The sequence below is a fragment of the Pseudomonas sp. SG-MS2 genome (assembly GCF_009933855.1).
Classification (GTDB): Bacteria; Pseudomonadota; Gammaproteobacteria; order Pseudomonadales; family Pseudomonadaceae; genus Aquipseudomonas; species Aquipseudomonas putida_E.
Window position 1 is genome coordinate 1 of record NZ_MOMO01000179.1, and the last position, 16,610, is coordinate 16,610.

The 16,610-nt window shown below is 61.6% G+C and carries 18 protein-coding genes and 1 other RNA gene; 14 read left to right on the top strand and 5 right to left on the bottom strand.

From position 1 onward, the window contains the following. From petA to BLX42_RS15235, 5 genes are all read left to right on the top strand, one after another. A partial coding sequence (petA, locus tag BLX42_RS15215; RefSeq protein WP_161872100.1) for a ubiquinol-cytochrome c reductase iron-sulfur subunit occupies positions 1-475 on the top strand: 475 nt, incomplete at its 5' end. Further along, a complete protein-coding gene (locus BLX42_RS15220; RefSeq protein WP_042111179.1) occupies positions 475-1,686 on the top strand; it encodes a cytochrome bc complex cytochrome b subunit in 1,212 nt (403 codons plus the stop codon). The genes petA and BLX42_RS15220, both read left to right, overlap by 1 nt. Beyond that, a complete protein-coding gene (locus tag BLX42_RS15225) occupies positions 1,686-2,465 on the top strand; it encodes a cytochrome c1 (protein WP_161872101.1) in 780 nt (259 codons plus the stop codon). Before BLX42_RS15220 ends, BLX42_RS15225 begins: the two co-directional genes overlap by 1 nt. A 120-nt stretch (positions 2,466-2,585) precedes the next feature. Next, complete coding sequence (locus BLX42_RS15230) at positions 2,586-3,209, top strand: glutathione S-transferase N-terminal domain-containing protein (RefSeq protein WP_046784843.1); 624 nt, start codon at positions 2,586-2,588, stop codon at positions 3,207-3,209. 10 nt (positions 3,210-3,219) lie between these two features. Continuing rightward, positions 3,220-3,651 carry a ClpXP protease specificity-enhancing factor gene (locus tag BLX42_RS15235; RefSeq protein ID WP_046784844.1) on the top strand — a complete coding sequence of 144 codons (432 nt, stop codon included), beginning with the start codon at positions 3,220-3,222 and terminating at the stop codon, positions 3,649-3,651. A 51-nt stretch (positions 3,652-3,702) separates the two neighbouring features. On the opposite strand, the gene BLX42_RS15240 is transcribed toward BLX42_RS15235, so the two are convergent. The 5 genes from BLX42_RS15240 to BLX42_RS15260 all read right to left on the bottom strand — a co-directional run bounded on the left by BLX42_RS15240 (position 3,703) and on the right by BLX42_RS15260 (position 7,444). Next, on the bottom strand, positions 3,703-3,921 hold the full coding sequence (locus BLX42_RS15240; protein WP_046784845.1) for a YgdI/YgdR family lipoprotein: 219 nt from the start codon (positions 3,919-3,921) through the stop codon (positions 3,703-3,705). A 79-nt stretch (positions 3,922-4,000) separates the two neighbouring features. Then, positions 4,001-4,579, bottom strand: a complete 579-nt coding sequence (locus BLX42_RS15245) for a BON domain-containing protein (protein WP_161872102.1) — start codon at positions 4,577-4,579, stop codon at positions 4,001-4,003. Continuing rightward, complete coding sequence (locus tag BLX42_RS15250) at positions 4,576-5,169, bottom strand: phosphoheptose isomerase (protein WP_008097558.1); 594 nt, start codon at positions 5,167-5,169, stop codon at positions 4,576-4,578. The genes BLX42_RS15245 and BLX42_RS15250 overlap by 4 nt, the downstream gene beginning before the upstream one ends. Positions 5,170-5,255: 86 nt before the next feature. After that, positions 5,256-5,627 (bottom strand): YraN family protein, encoded by a 372-nt coding sequence (locus tag BLX42_RS15255; protein WP_161872103.1) that lies wholly within the window; start codon positions 5,625-5,627, stop codon positions 5,256-5,258. Continuing rightward, positions 5,627-7,444 carry a penicillin-binding protein activator gene (locus BLX42_RS15260; protein ID WP_161872104.1) on the bottom strand — a complete coding sequence of 606 codons (1,818 nt, stop codon included), beginning with the start codon at positions 7,442-7,444 and terminating at the stop codon, positions 5,627-5,629. Before BLX42_RS15260 ends, BLX42_RS15255 begins: the two co-directional genes overlap by 1 nt. Positions 7,445-7,631: 187 nt before the next feature. Between BLX42_RS15260 and rsmI the strand changes: the two genes are divergently transcribed. The 9 genes from rsmI (at position 7,632) to mraY (ending at position 16,607) form a co-directional block, all read left to right on the top strand. Beyond that, the gene (gene rsmI / locus BLX42_RS15265) at positions 7,632-8,507 is read left to right on the top strand and encodes a 16S rRNA (cytidine(1402)-2'-O)-methyltransferase (protein WP_161872105.1); all 876 of its coding nucleotides are present in this window, start codon (positions 7,632-7,634) and stop codon (positions 8,505-8,507) included. Positions 8,508-8,573: 66 nt separating this feature from the next. Next, positions 8,574-8,947: RNase P RNA component class A (rnpB, locus tag BLX42_RS15270), an RNA gene on the top strand. 308 nt (positions 8,948-9,255) lie between these two features. After that, positions 9,256-9,711, top strand: a complete 456-nt coding sequence (mraZ, locus tag BLX42_RS15275) for a division/cell wall cluster transcriptional repressor MraZ (protein WP_011535546.1) — start codon at positions 9,256-9,258, stop codon at positions 9,709-9,711. Then, positions 9,708-10,655 carry a 16S rRNA (cytosine(1402)-N(4))-methyltransferase RsmH gene (rsmH, locus tag BLX42_RS15280; RefSeq protein ID WP_012312860.1) on the top strand — a complete coding sequence of 316 codons (948 nt, stop codon included), beginning with the start codon at positions 9,708-9,710 and terminating at the stop codon, positions 10,653-10,655. The genes mraZ and rsmH overlap by 4 nt, the downstream gene beginning before the upstream one ends. Continuing rightward, complete coding sequence (ftsL, locus tag BLX42_RS15285) at positions 10,652-10,945, top strand: cell division protein FtsL (RefSeq protein ID WP_012312861.1); 294 nt, start codon at positions 10,652-10,654, stop codon at positions 10,943-10,945. Before rsmH ends, ftsL begins: the two co-directional genes overlap by 4 nt. Next, the gene (locus BLX42_RS15290) at positions 10,945-12,678 is read left to right on the top strand and encodes a penicillin-binding protein 2 (protein ID WP_161872110.1); all 1,734 of its coding nucleotides are present in this window, start codon (positions 10,945-10,947) and stop codon (positions 12,676-12,678) included. Before ftsL ends, BLX42_RS15290 begins: the two co-directional genes overlap by 1 nt. Continuing rightward, entirely contained in the window at positions 12,675-14,165 is a 1,491-nt protein-coding gene (gene murE / locus BLX42_RS15295; protein ID WP_177011088.1) for a UDP-N-acetylmuramoyl-L-alanyl-D-glutamate--2,6-diaminopimelate ligase, read from the top strand. The genes BLX42_RS15290 and murE overlap by 4 nt, the downstream gene beginning before the upstream one ends. Further along, a complete protein-coding gene (gene murF, locus BLX42_RS15300) occupies positions 14,158-15,525 on the top strand; it encodes a UDP-N-acetylmuramoyl-tripeptide--D-alanyl-D-alanine ligase (RefSeq protein WP_161872106.1) in 1,368 nt (455 codons plus the stop codon). Before murE ends, murF begins: the two co-directional genes overlap by 8 nt. Beyond that, the gene (mraY, locus tag BLX42_RS15305) at positions 15,525-16,607 is read left to right on the top strand and encodes a phospho-N-acetylmuramoyl-pentapeptide-transferase (protein WP_161872107.1); all 1,083 of its coding nucleotides are present in this window, start codon (positions 15,525-15,527) and stop codon (positions 16,605-16,607) included. The genes murF and mraY overlap by 1 nt, the downstream gene beginning before the upstream one ends. The last annotated feature ends 3 nt before the right edge of the window (positions 16,608-16,610 follow it).

Below are 16,610 nucleotides of genomic sequence, written 5' to 3' on the forward strand. Positions count from 1 at the left end.
CGCCAAGGCGAAGGCGGCCGGGGCACCGGTGAAGGTCAACATCGCCAAGGTTGAGCCTGGGCAGCAGATGGTTGCGGAATGGCGTGGCCAGCCTGTGTTCATCGTGCGGCGAACGGATGAGATCCTCGGTAACCTGAAAAAAGTCACTGCCGAGCTCGCCGACCCTGAATCGAAGGCCTCCGTACAGCCGGAGTACGTCGACCCCCAGGTACGCTCGATCAAGCCGGAAATCCTCATTCTCGTGGGCCTGTGCACTCACCTTGGGTGCTCACCGACCTTCCGCCCGGAAGTCGCGCCCGCCGATCTGGGGCCCAAGTGGGTGGGCGGCTATTTCTGCCCCTGCCATGGTTCCCACTACGACCTGGCGGGGCGTGTCTACAAATCGCAGCCAGCGCCTCTCAACCTGCCAGTGCCGCCGCACTCTTACGAGTCGGATGACATCGTCGTCATCGGCGTCGACCAGGAGAAAGCATGATGAGCAAGTTCATGGACTGGATTGATGCTCGCTTCCCCGCCACCAAGATGTGGGAAGAGCACCTGAGCAAGTATTACGCGCCCAAGAACTTCAACTTCCTGTATTTCTTCGGCTCGCTGGCCCTGCTGGTGCTGGTCAACCAGATTGTCACCGGTGTATGGCTGACCATGAGTTTCACGCCCTCGGCGGAGGAGGCCTTCGCTTCGGTCGAGTACATCATGCGTGACGTGGAGTACGGCTGGATCCTGCGCTACCTGCACTCCACCGGTGCTTCGGCGTTCTTTGTCGTGGTCTACCTGCACATGTTCCGCGGCCTGCTCTATGGCTCCTATCAGAAGCCACGTGAACTGGTCTGGCTGTTCGGCATGCTGATCTACCTGGCGCTGATGGCCGAGGCCTTCATGGGCTATCTGCTGCCGTGGGGTCAGATGTCTTACTGGGGGGCGCAGGTGATCATCTCGCTGTTCGGTGCCATCCCGGTGATCGGCGACGATCTCACCCAATGGATTCGTGGTGACTACCTGATTTCCGGCATTACCCTGAACCGCTTCTTCGCGCTGCACGTCGTGGCCCTGCCGATCGTCATTCTCGGGCTGGTCGTGTTGCACATCCTGGCCTTGCACGAGGTGGGTTCGAACAACCCGGACGGGGTCGATATCAAGAAGAAAAAGGACGAAAACGGCATCCCGCTGGATGGTATTCCGTTCCATCCTTACTACACCGTCAAGGACATTGTCGGCGTGGTGGTGTTCCTGTTCGTGTTCTGTGCGGTAGTGTTCTTCTTCCCGGAAATGGGCGGTTACTTCCTGGAAAAACCCAACTTCGAACAGGCCAATGCGTTCAAGACGCCTGAGCATATTGCGCCGGTCTGGTACTTCACGCCGTTCTACGCGATTCTGCGTGCGGTGCCCGACAAGCTTATGGGCGTAATCGCCATGGGGGCGGCGATCGCCGTGCTGTTCGTATTGCCTTGGCTCGATCGAAGCCCGGTACGCTCCATGCGCTACAAGGGCTGGATCAGCAAGGTCTTCCTGCTGGTGTTCTGCATTTCCTTCGTCATCCTCGGCATTTTGGGGGTGCTGGCACCTACGCCAGGTCGCACACTGCTGTCGCAGGTGTGCACCGTGCTGTACTTCGCCTACTTCCTGCTGATGCCGTTCTACACAAGGCTTGAGAAGACCAAACCGGTTCCGGAAAGGGTGACTGGCTGATGAAAAAGTTGATTGCAGTATTTTTGCTGGCAGTGATGCCTGCCTTTTCCTTTGCTGCCGGACCGGGGCTGGAGCTGGACAAAGTCGATGTCGACCTGACGGACAAGGCTGCGATGCAGGATGGCGCACGGACTTTCGCCAACTATTGCATGGGTTGCCACAGTGCCAAGTTCCAGCGTTACGAGCGCGTAGCCGATGACTTGGGAATACCCCATGACTTGATGCTGGAGAAGCTGGTATTCACGGGTGCCAAGATCGGCGACCACATGAACATCGGCATGAAGCCCGATGACGCCAAGACCTGGTTCGGTGCTGCGCCACCGGACCTTACCCTGGTTGCCCGGGTGCGTGGTACCGACTGGCTGTACACCTACCTGCGCAGCTTCTATGAGGACAAGTCGCGACCTTACGGGGTTAACAACAAGGTGTTCCCGAATGTCGGTATGCCCAATGTGCTGGTCGGGCTGCAGGGCAATCAGGTGATCGGGTGCAAGCAGGTGCAGATGGTGGTCGATGGCAAGAAGCAATTCGACCCCTTGACCGGCAGCCCTTTGACCCATGAAGCGTGTGACCAGCTGACCATCACGCCGAATTCCGGTACCCTGACGCCTGAGCAGTTCGACGAGAAGGTCAAGAACCTGGTGACCTTCCTGGCCTATTCGGCCAACCCGGTCAAACTGGAAAGCCAGCGCATCGGCACGTATGTGTTGCTGTACCTGGCCTTCTTCTTCGTGTTCGCCTACTTGCTCAAGCGCGAATACTGGAAGGACGTGCACTGATCACGCAGTAGTTTCTGGTAGTTGAACGCGCCCTGGGCGCTCCCTCGTGTATGCGAAGGGGCCTCCAGGGCGCGTTTGCATTTGCAGTTTCACAAGCATCCCCATGCGAGGAGGCGCTACATGGGCGCGACCATCAGGTTAGCCTGCTATTCCGACCCCGCTGACCATTATTCTCATCGGGTACGCCTGGTTCTCGCCGAGAAAGGTGTCAGCGTGCAGATCATCGACGTCGATCCCGGTCGTCTGCCACCCAAGCTGGGTGAAGTGAACCCTTACGGCAGCGTGCCGACCCTGGTCGACCGCGATCTTGCGTTGTATGAATCGACCGTGGTGATGGAATACCTCGAGGAGCGTTATCCGCATCCGCCCCTGATGCCGGTGTATCCGGTGGCGCGTGGTAACAGCCGCTTGTTGATGCATCGCATTCAGCGTGACTGGTGCGCGCTGGCCGATACCGTGCTCGATTCGCGCAGCAGTGATGCCGCTCGTGCCGAGGCGCGCAAGGCACTGCGTGAGAGCCTGACGGGCGTCTCGCCATTGTTCAACGAGTTCGCTTGTTTCATGAGCGATGAGCAAAGCCTGGTCGATTGTTGTCTATTGCCCATACTCTGGCGTTTGCCGGTACTGGGTATCGAATTGCCGCGGCAAGCAAAGCCGCTGCTGGATTATATGGAGCGGCAGTTCGCCCGTGAGCCTTTCCTGGCGAGCCTGTCCTCCGTTGAACGTGAAATGCGCAAGCTTTAAGGAGCCGTTGATGAACTCCAGTCGCCCCTATCTGGTTCGAGCACTGTACGAGTGGATCGTCGACAACGATTGCACGCCCCATATGCTGGTCAATGCCGAATATCCGGCAGTCCAGGTGCCGCAAGGTTTCGCCAGTGACGGCCAGATCGTCCTGAACATTTCCCCAAGTGCCGTGCGCAGCCTGCACATGGACAACGACGCGGTGAGCTTCGAGGGGCGCTTCGGTGGCGTTGCCCACTCGTTGTTCGTGCCGGTCGGCGCGATTCTGGGCATTTATGCCCGGGAGAACGGCCAAGGCATGGTCTTCGAGCTGGAGCCTCCGTTGATGGAGGGTGAAGAGCTGGAAGACGAGGGTGTCGAGCCGGATGATGATGGCCCGCCGGAAGGTGGGGGGCAGCCGCCGCGCCCGAGTGGTCGGCCGAGCCTGAAGGTAGTCAAGTAACAAAAAAGGCGATCCGGTTGGGTCGCCTTTTTCTTTGCAGCACGGTGGTGGTTACAGGTCGCTGATGGTGCGAATCTGGTCACGGTTAACGCGGGTCTGTTTACCGTCGAGCTGCTGGAACTCGTAGAAGCCGGAGTCCTGATCAAACTGTGGTTCGTCAACGGTCTGGAATTCGCGACCGTCGTTCAGGGTGATCAGGCTAGGGGTGGAGCAGCCGGCCAGGGTGGCGAAGGCGCCGATCAACAGGGCGGGCAGCAGAAGCTTTTTCATGCGGTGTTTCCTGAAGTTCTGAAGGTGGAGCCATTAGGATGCCTGTGCCGGTATGCGAGGGCCGGTGCAGGCAAGCGTATCAGTCGATGTACTCGAACAGCTTGACGATCTTTTGCACGCCCGACACGCTCTGTACCACGGCAGTGGCGGAGTTGGCTTCCTGCCGGGTAACCAGGCCTAGCAGGTAGACGATACCGTTCTCGGTGATGACCTTGATGCGTGAGCTGGGCACGGCATTGTCGGTGAGCATCTGGGTCTTGATCTTGGTGGTCAGCCAGGCGTCGTTATTGCGCGCAAGGATGGAGGAGGGTTGCATCACCTGCAGCTCGTTATGCACCCGCTTGACCCGCTGCACCTGGCTGGCAGTCTGCTCGGCCAGGCTCTTCAGGTCGGCGCGCGGGGTTTGGCCGGCGAGCAGGACAATGCCGTTGTAGCTGCTGACGACAATGTGCGAACCCTTGTCCAGATCAGGGTTGGCCTTGGAGATGTTTACAGCGGCCTTGGTTTCGATCAACGAGTCGTCGATCTTGCTGCCGATGGTGCGAGTGCCGCGATCATCCTCGATCGGCGAATTGCGGGTCGAGGTCAGTACCGAGCTGCAGCCGGTGACGCTCAGGCACAGGGTCAGGGCCATCAGGCCGAGGCGCTTGGGGATCATTCTTCACTCCCGAACAGTTGGCTGTCGATCAGATCACACAGGCAGTGGATCGCCAGCAGGTGGACTTCCTGGATGCGTGCAGTGACCGTCGAGGGTACGCGGATCTCCACGTCCTCGGGCAACAGCAGCGAAGCCATGCCGCCACCGTCACGCCCGGTCAATGCTACGACAATCATTTCGCGATCATGTGCCGCCTGGATCGCTTGAATCACGTTTGCCGAGTTGCCGCTGGTCGAAATCGCCAGCAGGACGTCGCCGGGCTGGCCCAAGGCGCGAATCTGCTTGGAAAAGATTTCGTTGTAGCTGTAGTCGTTGGCAATCGAGGTCAGTGTCGAGCTGTCGGTGGTCAAAGCGATTGCCGGCAGGCTCGGACGCTCGCGCTCAAAGCGGTTGAGCAGCTCCGAAGAGAAATGCTGGGCGTCGCCGGCCGAGCCGCCGTTGCCGCAGGCGAGCATCTTGCCCTCGTTGAGCAGCGCATTGACCATGACCAGGCTGGCCTGCTCGATGTGCGGTGCCAGGATGTCCATTGCCTGTTGCTTGGTATCGATGCTGGCCTGGAACAGCCGGCGAATTCGGGATTGCATGTCCATCTGGTGACCTTAAGTGGGGCGGTGGCCTTTGCTACGCGCAACAGGGACCAGCCCGCGAAACATAGAGCAAAAATAGGGGAGTGGGTTCAGCATTCGAAGGCGTTTTTCAGCCATTGAAGCGGCCTGCCTGCATGGTGGCTACCCTGCAAGGCGACAACATCGAAGCGGCAAGGGTGGTTGGCCCAGCAAGACTCCTTCAGCAGAAAAAGGCTGGCGGCATGCACCAGTCGCTTCTGCTTGCGCCCGTCGATACTGCCCAGGGCGCCACCGAAGCCCGCGTGCAACCGATAGCGGACTTCGACGAATACTACTGTATCGGTGTCGAGCATGACCAGATCAAGCTCGCCGCCTTTGCATCGCCAATTGCGCGTCAGCAGTTGCAGGCCTTGCCCTTGAAGAAACTCAAGGGCCTGGTTTTCTGCGGCCTGGCCGGCGCTGGTTGACGATGCTTGGGGCATCAGCGGATGGTATCGGGCAGGCGCTTGACCTGGCCGCCAGAGAATTCAGCCCATGGCAGCTGGCGCTCGATGCGCTGGCTGGCGCTCATGCTCAGGCTGCCGGAAAGGCCTTGTACACGGTTGTCCGGCAGTGCTTTGAGCTGGCCCAGGCGTGGCGCCAGGCTATAGGCGTCTACACCCATTGCATACAGGCGGCCGAGGCTGCCAGCGGCTTGTGGCCACTGCTGAACCACCTGCTGGCGCAGGCTGTTGGTGGTGTCGAGTAGCCACGGGGTTTCGCAGAAGCGAATGCCGTTCATGTCTTTGTACTGGTTGACGTCACCGCTGGCGCTGTAAAGGTTCGAGGTGGCGTAGACCGGAACGTCGCCAGCGTACTGGAAGTTCAGGGTCGGTTTGATCTGCTGCGCCTGTTGCGGGGTCGAGGCCAGGAAGATGAAGTCGATGTCCTGGCGGCGCGATGGCTGCGCGGCAATGGTGCCGCCCACGGTGCTCTGCAGGCTCTGTGCGCGGCCTTCGCTCTGGCGCAGCTGGAACAGGTTGGCGATCTGCTGGGCCAGGGCGACCGGCTGGGCGATGCGCTCGGCGGCGATGATGGTGCCGCCATTGCCTTCCCAGTCTTGGCGGAACGCGGCAAGCACGCGTTCGCCCCATTCACCGCTCGGCACCAGGGCCACTGCGCGAACCATGCCGTCGGCGCGGGCGCGGCGCGAGACTTCGCGGGCTTCGTCTTCAGCCGCCAGGCCGAACTGGAACAGTTGTGGTGGGGCGTTCTGGCCGGCGTCGGCGTAATTCAGGGCGAGGGTCGTGATGGGCAGCTGCGCATTGGCGGCCAGTTTTTTTACCAGCGCTTTTTCCAGGGGGCCGACTACCAGTTGCACGCCATCGGCCTGGGCCTGACGATAGAACTCGTCCAGCGAGCCGATGCGTGAGCTGTCGTACACCTGTACGGCCGGCGCTTGCTGGCCAGCCTGCTGGGCCTGGAAGTGCGCGGCCATGAAGCCGTCACGCAGGGCGCGGGCGACACCGGCAAGCGGGCCTTCCTGGGGCAGCAGCAGACCGATCTTGGTCAGCGGCTGGCTTGCCAGTTCCTTGAGCTTGACCAAGGCCGATGGCAGTTGCAGTGCCGCGGGGTGGTCGGGGTGCTGCTTGCGCCAGGTTTCGATGGCGGCCTGCTGCTGCTCCAGGGTGCCGGCGCTTTTCACGGCCAGGGCCAGGCTGGTCCAGCCGGCCAGGGTCTGGTCGCCGGCGGGCTGCTGCAGTTGCTCTGCCGGCAGCGAGGCGACCAGGGCCCAGATCGCGTCATTGTTGGCGCTGGCAGCCTGGCCGCTGAGCAGTGGGCCCAGCATTACGCGCTGTTGTGCAGCGGCCAGGGCCTGGCCGTCGGCTTCAAGGGCGGCGGCGTGGACGCCATAGGTGCGCACCTGCTGCTCTGCCGGCAGTTGGGCGAGGTGCTGCAGGCTGCTGTGCGAGAGGGCGCTGAGGGCGGCTTTGGGCTGGTTGCGGCTCATGGCCAGTTCGGCGCCAAGTGTGGCGGCGAAGATTTGTTGGGCGGGCTTGAGCGTATCCATGGGGACCTGCTCGAGAATGCGTGCGGCGCGCGGGTAATCCTTCTGCTTGTAAGCCAGGTCGGCAGCGCTCAGGCGCAGCAGGGCGGCATCTTCGGCAGACGTGCTGGCCGCCGCTTTTTCGAGCAGTTGCTCGATGCTGGCGTCCGGCGTGCGTGGCAGCTCTCCGAGGCTGGATGAGGGCGAGCTGGCGCAGGCTGCCAGCAGGGCAGCGAGGCAGAGGGCTGTGAGCAGCCGCAGGCAAGCGATCATGTAAAGGTCCTGTTACTCGATCAAGTTGGCCGGCAATTGTACCCAAGCGTTGGCCGGGGCGCGATGTTGCTGAACGGGAACCTTCACTATAGGTGTACTTGACGTGGCCGCAGGTGAAGTTCTTTGCGCCCTGTTACCGGCGCTCGGGCTACAATGGCGCCTTTGATCCGAAAGGCAGGTGTGCGCAGTGACTGATGTGGCAGGGGCTTCGAAATCCACCGTGGGGACGCTGTATGTGGTCGCAACCCCCATTGGCAACCTCGACGACATGAGCGCCAGGGCATTGAAGGTGCTGGCCAACGTCGCCTTGATCGCAGCCGAGGACACCCGGCACTCGATCCGCCTGCTGCAGCATTTCGGCATCGACACGCCGCTGGCAGCCTGTCACGAGCACAATGAGCGGGACGAAGGCGGGCGATTCATCACCAAGCTGTTGGCCGGTGAGGATGTGGCGTTGGTTTCCGATGCCGGTACACCGTTGATTTCCGATCCTGGCTACCACCTGGTGCGTCAGGCGCGAGCCGCAGGCGTCGATGTGGTGCCTGTGCCTGGCGCCTGCGCGCTGATCGCCGCGCTTTCGGCGGCCGGGCTGCCTTCCGATCGGTTCATTTTCGAAGGTTTCCTCCCCGCCAAGAGCGCCGGTCGCCGTGGCCGGCTCGAACAGGTGAAGGAGGAGCCGCGCACGTTGATTTTCTACGAAGCGCCTCATCGTATTCTTGAGTGTCTGGAGGATATGAAGCTGGTGTTCGGTGCCGAGCGCCCGGCGTTGCTCGCACGTGAGCTGACCAAAACCTTCGAGACCCTCAAAGGGTTGCCGCTCGCAGAGTTGTGCGAGTTCGTGGCGGGTGACAGTAACCAGCAGCGCGGCGAGTGCGTGGTGTTGGTCGGTGGCTGGAGTGCGCCGGAAGGTGAGGCGGCGATCAGTGTCCAAGCGCAGCGTGTGCTGGACCTGCTGTTGGCCGAGTTGCCGCTCAAGCGTGCGGCGGCCTTGGCGGCCGAGATCACCGGTGTGCGCAAGAACCTGTTGTATCAGGCGGCACTGGAAAAGCAGAAAGCGCAGTAGTGGCAGTTTGATATAGTTGCGGTATTGCTTGTTCTTGAGCGCAGCTGCCGTTAACCTTGGCGCCGGAGAGTCGATCGGACAGTCGCTGCCTGCTTTTGTTCCGCAACTTTTGTTGCGTAACGGCGGGGGGAGGAAAGTCCGGGCTCCATAGGGCAGAGTGCCAGGTAACGCCTGGGAGGCGCGAGCCTACGGAAAGTGCCACAGAAAATAACCGCCTAAGCACTTCGGTGCCGGTAAGGGTGAAAAGGTGCGGTAAGAGCGCACCGCACGTCTGGCAACAGTTCGTGGCTAGGTAAACCCCACTCGGAGCAAGACCAAATAGGGTTCCATCAGGCGTGGCCCGCGTCGGAACCGGGTAGGTTGCTAGAGGCGTCCAGTGATGGCCGTCGTAGAGGAATGACTGTCCTCGACAAAACCCGGCTTACAGATCGACTCTCCACCTCTCCTCCCTTCTGCTCGATCGATAGCAGAGCGCGTTTGTAATACCGAAAAGATCTTACTCTTAATAAATCACTTTAAGTTCAAACGGTATCCGTTTGAGCGGGTTTGATTTTTCACGATTTTTTTTGCCCCCAGTACTCCTTCCTTCTTCCTTTATTGAGCTAAATCTCGGTCCTGTAAGGGTTTTCCCTATGAACGCGCCTTGACGGTGCAGCGGACGGATTCCTATAGTGTGCGCAAGTGGCAGAAAGTGGGATGAAGTGGGTTTTCTGGCACAAAAAAGCTACCATTGTGGGGAATCGCAGCCGTGTTCCGCGGAGCCAACGCCGTCAGCCTCGATGCAAAGGGCCGTCTCGCCATGCCGAGCCGGTACCGTGACGAGCTCGATTCGCGTTGCAATGGTCAGCTGATCGTGACCATCGACGCCGTCGATCCCTGCTTGTGTGTTTATCCCCTCGATGAGTGGGAGCAGATTGAAGCCAAGTTGCGTGCCTTGCCGTCGTTGCGTGAGGAAAACCGCCGCCTGCAGCGTTTGCTGATCGGTAATGCGGTGGACCTGGAGCTCGACGGCAGTGGCCGTTTCCTGGTACCGCCCCGCCTGCGGGAGTACGCCAAGCTGGACAAGAAGGCGATGCTGGTGGGGCAGTTGAACAAATTCCAGCTGTGGGATGAGGATGCCTGGAACGCAGTTTCGGCAGCCGACCTTGCAGCTATCCAACAACCGGGCGCCATGCCCGACGATTTACGTGACCTGATCCTGTGACCATAGATAGCGGCTTCAACCACATCACCGTCCTGCTCGACGAAGCTGTCGAGGCATTGGCCCTGCGCGCCGACGGTTGCTATCTCGACGGCACCTTCGGCCGCGGCGGGCACAGCCGTCTGATCCTCAGCAAGCTCGGGCCGCAAGGGCGGCTGCTGGGCTTCGACAAAGATCCTCAAGCGATTGCCACGGGGCAAGCGCTGGCGGCCGAAGACGGCCGCTTTGTCATTGTGCAGCGCAGTTTTGCCGAACTGGGCGCGGAAGTGGCCGAGCGCGGGCTGGCTGGCAAGGTCAGCGGTATCCTGCTTGATCTGGGCGTGTCCTCGCCCCAGCTGGACGACCCCGAGCGCGGTTTCAGTTTCCTCAATGACGGCCCGCTGGACATGCGCATGAACCCCGACCAGGGCATCAGTGCTGCCGAGTTCATCGCCACCGCGCCGGTTGAGGAAATTGCCCGCGTTTTCAAAGAGTACGGCGAGGAGCGTTTTGCCGGGCGCATGGCGCGTGCCGTGGTAGAGCGCCGCGAAAAGCAGCCGTTCACGCGTACTGCGGACCTGGCCGAAGTGCTCAAGGTCGCCAACCCTGCCTGGGAAAAAGGTAAAAATCCGGCTACCCGTGCCTTCCAGGGCCTGCGCATTCACGTCAACAACGAGTTGGGCGACCTTGAGGCCGGCCTTGAGGCCGCACTCGATGCGCTGGAAGTCGGCGGCCGCCTGGCGGTGATCAGCTTCCACTCGCTGGAAGACCGTATCGTCAAGCTGTTCATGCGCAAACTGGTCAAGGGTGAAGCGGATAACCTGCCGCGCAACCTGCCGGTTCAGCACAAGGTCTTCGAGCCGAAAATCCGTCTGATCGGCAAGGCCCAGTTTGCTTCCGAAGCCGAGCTCAAGGCCAACCCGCGGTCGCGCAGCGCCGTGATGCGGGTGGCGGAGAAGCTTCGGTGAGCCGGCTATTCGCCAAACCTTTGCCAGGCGGAAGCTTCCTGATGCTTTTGCTGTTCGTTGGCGTGCTTGTTTCGGCCATTGCCGTATCGTACAGCGCCCACTGGAATCGCCAGTTGCTCAACACCCTGTACGGCGAGTTGAATGAGCGCGACAAGGCCCAGGCCGAGTGGGGCCGGCTGATCCTTGAACAAAGCACCTGGACCGCTGCCAGCCGCATCGAGAACCTGGCTTCCGAGCAGCTGAAGATGCACGTGCCTGCCGCCGACGAAGTACGGATGGTGGCGCCATGATGAAGCTCGAAGGCGCGCTCTACCCCTGGCGCTTCCGCGTGGTGATCGGCTTGCTGGCGTTGATGGTCGGTGCCATCTGCTGGCGCATCATCGACCTGCAGGTGGTCGACCGTGACTTCCTCAAGGGCCAGGGTGATGCCCGCAGCCTGCGTCATATCCCTATTCCGGCACACCGTGGTCTGATTACCGATCGCAATGGTGAGCCTCTGGCCGTCAGTACGCCTGTCACCACCTTGTGGGCCAACCCCAAGGAAATGCAAGCCTCCAAGGAGCGCTGGCCGCAACTGGCCGCAGCACTGGGGCAAAACGCCCAACAGCTGAGCGAGCGCCTGACCCAGCAGGCCAGCAAAGAATTCATCTACCTGGTCCGCGGCCTGACCCCGGAGCAGGGGCAGCATGTGCTCGACCTGAAAGTGCCGGGTGTATACGGCCTTGAAGAATTCCGCCGCTTCTATCCCGCCGGTGATGTCACCGCGCACATGGTCGGTTTCACCGACCTGGATGACCATGGCCGCGAAGGGGTGGAACTGGCCTACGATGAATGGCTGGCCGGGGTGCCCGGCAAGCGGCAAGTGATCAAGGACCGGCGCGGCCGCTTGATCAAGGACATTCAGGTAACCAAGAACGCCAAGGCCGGCAAGACCTTGGCGTTGTCCATCGACCTGCGCCTGCAATACCTGGCCACTCGCGAACTGCGTAACGCAATCGCCGAACAGGACGCCAAGGCCGGCAGCCTGGTGATCATGGATGTCAAGACCGGTGAGGTCCTGGCGATGGTCAACCAGCCGACCTACAACCCGAACAACCGTCGCACCATGTTCCCGGCGGCGATGCGTAACCGGGCGATCATTGACGTGTTCGAGCCAGGCTCCACGGTCAAACCGATCTCCATGAGCGCCGCATTGGAGAGTGGGCGCTGGAAGCCCACCGACAAGGTCGAGGTGTACCCGGGCAGCTTGCAGATCGGCCGCTACACCATCAAGGACGTGTCCAGGAGCGAGGGGCCGATCCTCGACCTGACCGGCATCCTGATCAACTCCAGTAACGTCGGCATGAGCAAGATCGCCTTCGATATCGGCGGCGAAGCCATCTACCGGGTCATGTCCCAGGTCGGCCTTGGCCAGTACACCGGCCTTGGGTTCCCGGGTGAGCGCGTTGGCAACCTGCCCAACCATCGCGAGTGGCGCAAGGCCGAAACCGCGACCTTGTCCTATGGCTACGGCGTCTCGGTTACCGCCCTGCAGCTGGTGCATGCCTACGCGGCGCTGGCCAACGACGGCAAGATGGTGCCGCTGTCGATCCTCAAGGTCGACAAGGCGCCCGAGGCAGTCCAGGCCATTCCAAAGGACACCGCCGAGACCGTGCAAGGCATGTTGCAGCAAGTGATCGAGGCGCCGCGCGGGGTATTCCGTGCCCAGGTGCCGTTCTATCACGTGGCCGGCAAGTCCGGTACCGCACGTAAAGCCACAGTTGGCGCCAAGGGCTACACCGAAAACGCCTACCGCTCGCTGTTCGCCGGCTTCGGCCCGATGAGCGACCCGCGTTACGCCATTGTCGTGGTCATCGACGAGCCGAGGAAAGGCGGTTATTTCGGTGGTCTGGTATCGGCGCCGGTGTTCAGCAACGTCATGTCGGGCACCCTGCGGCTGATGAATGTGCCGCCAGACAACCTGCCACCGCCTGCCGACCCGCAACAAGTCAATGCAGTACCCGCCAAGGGAGGGCGTGGATGATGACAATGCCATTGAGCAAGCTTTTCGCCCACGCCAGTCGCGACCCGCTGATCCGTGAGCTGACCCTGGACAGCCGTGCTGTGCGCGCAGGTGACCTGTTCCTGGCCGTGCCGGGGGCCAAGGTCGATGGCCGTGACCATATCAGCGACGCGCTGGCCCGTGGTGCCGCCGCAGTCGCTTACGAACAGCAGGGCACCCATGTGCTGCCGATCACCGATGTGCCGCTGATCCCGGTCAAAGGCCTGATCGCCCAGCTGTCGGATATTGCCGGCCGCTTCTATGGCGAGCCGAGCCGTCAGCTGAACCTGGTCGGGGTTACCGGCACCAACGGCAAGACCAGCGTCACTCAGCTGGTGGCCCAGGCGCTCGATGCACTTGGCCAGCGGTGCGGCCTGATCGGTACCCTGGGTACCGGGTTTCATGGTGAGTTGCAGAGCGGTCGGTTGACCACGCCAGACCCGATTGCGGTGCAGTCGACCCTTTATGATCTGAAAAAGGCCGGCGCCAAGGCCGTGGCGATGGAAGTGTCCTCGCATGCCCTGGAACAGGGTCGTGTTGCTGCGCTGGAATTCGATATCGCGGTGATGACCAACCTGTCCCGTGATCATCTGGACTATCACGGCAGCATGGAGGCCTATGAGGCCGCGAAGGCCAAGCTTTTCGCCTGGCCTGGCCTGCGTTGCCAGGTGGTCAACCTGGATGACGGATTCGGGCGTCGCCTGGCGGCTGATTTTGCCCGTCGTCCGAGTGTCGATCATATCGAGACCCGTTTGCTCAGCTATAGCCTGGAAAACTCCGACGCTTCCTTGTATTGCCGTGAAGCCAAATTCGACGACGATGGCGTACGCGCCATCATCGTCACTGCCCAGGGTGAGCGCACCTTGCGCAGCCAGCTGCTGGGCCGCTTCAACTTGAGCAACATGCTCGCGGCCGTGGCCACTCTGATGGCTCTGGATTATTCGCTGGATGAAATCCTCAAGGTCACCCCGCAATTGCAGGGCCCGGTGGGCCGCATGCAGCGCCTTGGCGGTGGTGAGAAGCCGCTGGTGGTGGTCGACTACGCGCACACTCCTGACGCCCTGGAAAAAGTACTCCAGGCCCTGCGCCCGCACGCCCACGGCCAATTGCTGTGCCTGTTCGGTTGTGGCGGCGATCGCGATCGTGGCAAGCGTCCGCTGATGGCCGAGGTGGCCGAGCGCCTGGCTGACCGTGTACTGGTCACTGACGATAACCCCCGTACCGAAGACCCGCAGGCCATCTTCAACGACATTCGCCCTGGTTTTGCCCGGCCCGCCGAGGTCGAGTTCATCGCTGGCCGTGGCGAGGCCATTGCACACCTGGTCGCTTCTGCTGCCGCCTCGGACGTCATCGTCCTGGCCGGCAAGGGGCACGAGGATTACCAGGAAATCAATGGCCAGCGCCATGACTTCTCCGATCTGGTCGAAGCCGAAAAGGCACTTGCAGCCTGGGAGGCTCCACATGCTTAAGCCCCTGACACTCAGCCAGCTGACCGCAGCACTGAGCGCTCGCCTGGTCGGCGCAGACGCCAGCTTCAGCGGTGTCAGCATCGACAGCCGCAGCGTCGGCGCCGGGCAGTTGTTCGTCGCCCTGGCGGGGCCGCGTTTCGATGGCCACGACTACCTGGCCGATGTGCAGGCCAAGGGGGCTGTGGCAGCGCTGGTGGAGCGTGAAGTGGCCGATGTCGACCTGCCGCAACTGGTGGTTGCCGACAGTCGTCTGGCCCTCGGCCAGCTTGGTGCGCTGAACCGTGCCGGCTACGACAAACCTGTGGTAGCGATCACCGGCTCCAGCGGCAAGACCACGGTCAAAGAGATGCTTGCCTGCATCCTGCGTACCCGTGGCCCTGTTCATGCCACCCGTGGCAACCTGAACAACGATCTGGGTGCACCGCTGACCCTGCTGGAAATTGCCCCGCAGCACAGCGCCGCCGTCATTGAGCTGGGCGCTTCGCGCATTGGCGAGATCCGCTATACCGTGGGCCTCACCCAGCCACAGGTGGTCATCATCAACAACGCAGGTACTGCCCACGTCGGCGAGTTCGGCGGGCCAGAGAAGATCGTTGAAGCCAAGGGCGAGATTCTCGAAGGGCTGGGCGAGGGTGGCACGGCCATCCTCAACCTGGACGACAAGGCCTTTGCCATCTGGAAGGCGCGCGCGGGTGCGCACAAGGTCATCAGCTTTGCCCGCAGCGACGCCCGCGCCGACTTCCATGCCACCGACATCGGGCGCGACGCGCGGGGTTGCCCGTCGTTCACACTGCATGGCGCCGGCGCATCGGTGGCCGTGCAGCTCAATGTGCTCGGTGAGCATAACGTCAGCAACGCCTTGGCCGCCGCCGCCGCCGCCCATGCCGTTGGTCTGAGCCTGAGCGGCATTGCCGCCGGCCTGAACGCCATGCAGCCGGTCAAGGGCCGTACCGTGGCGCAAATCGCCCCGAATGGCGTGCGCGTGATCGATGACAGTTACAACGCAAATCCCACCTCGATGTGCGCGGCCATTGATATACTCGCCGGCTTTTCCGGGCGCACCGTTCTGGTGCTGGGGGATATCGGCGAGCTGGGGCAGTGGGCCGAAGAAGGCCACCGTCAGGTGGGCGATTACGCGCGCGGTAAGGTCGATGCCCTGTATGCAGTGGGTACCAACATGACACATGCGGTCAAGGCGTTCGGCGCCAATGGCCGTCATTTCGCAACTCAAGCTGAGCTGATCGAGGCCGTTCGTGCCGAAACTGCCAGCAACACCACTATCTTGATCAAGGGCTCGCGCAGCGCTGCGATGGAAAACGTCGTGGCTGCATTGTGCGGTGCCAGCGGGGAGAAACATTAATGCTGCTGCTGTTGGCTGAGTATCTGCAACAGTTCCACAAAGGCTTCGCGGTCTTCCAGTACCTGTCCCTGCGCGGGATCCTTGGCGTACTGACCGCGTTGTCGCTGGCGCTGTGGCTGGGCCCGTGGATGATCCGTACCCTGCAGATCCGCCAGATCGGTCAGGCCGTCCGTAATGACGGCCCGCAATCGCACTTGTCCAAATCCGGCACGCCAACCATGGGTGGTGCCTTGATCCTGTCCGCCATCGGCATCAGCACCCTGCTGTGGGCCGACCTGTCGAACCGCTATGTGTGGACGGTACTGATCGTCACGCTGCTGTTCGGCGCCATCGGCTGGGTCGACGACTACCGCAAGGTGATCGAAAAGAACTCGCGCGGCCTGCCTAGCCGCTGGAAGTACTTCTGGCAGTCGGTGTTCGGCCTGACGGCGGCGGTCTTCCTGTACCAGACGGCCCCGACCACAGTCGAAACCACCCTGATCGTGCCGTTCCTCAAGGACGTCACCATCCCGCTGGGCATCGGCTTCGTCGTCCTCACCTACTTCGTCATCGTCGGCTCGAGCAATGCGGTCAACCTGACCGATGGCCTTGATGGCCTGGCGATCATGCCGACGGTGATGGTTGGCGGTGCGCTGGGCATCTTCTGCTACCTGTCGGGTAACGTGAAGTTCGCTGAGTACTTGCTCATTCCTTATGTGCCGGGGTCGGGTGAGCTCATCGTGTTCTGCGGCGCGCTGATCGGCGCCGGCCTGGGCTTTTTGTGGTTCAACACCTATCCGGCCCAGGTGTTCATGGGTGACGTCGGCGCGCTGGCGCTGGGCGCTGCACTGGGCACCATCGCCGTGATCGTACGCCAGGAAATCGTGCTGTTCATCATGGGGGGCATCTTCGTGATGGAAACCCTGTCGGTGGTGATCCAGGTCGCTTCCTTCAAGCTGACCGGCAAGCGCGTGTTCCGCATGGCACCGATCCACCACCACTTTGAACTCAAGGGTTGGCCTGAACCACGGGTGATTGTCCGTTTCTGGATCATCACCGTGATTCTGGTGCTGATCGGCCTTGCAACCCTGAAACTGAGGTAGACG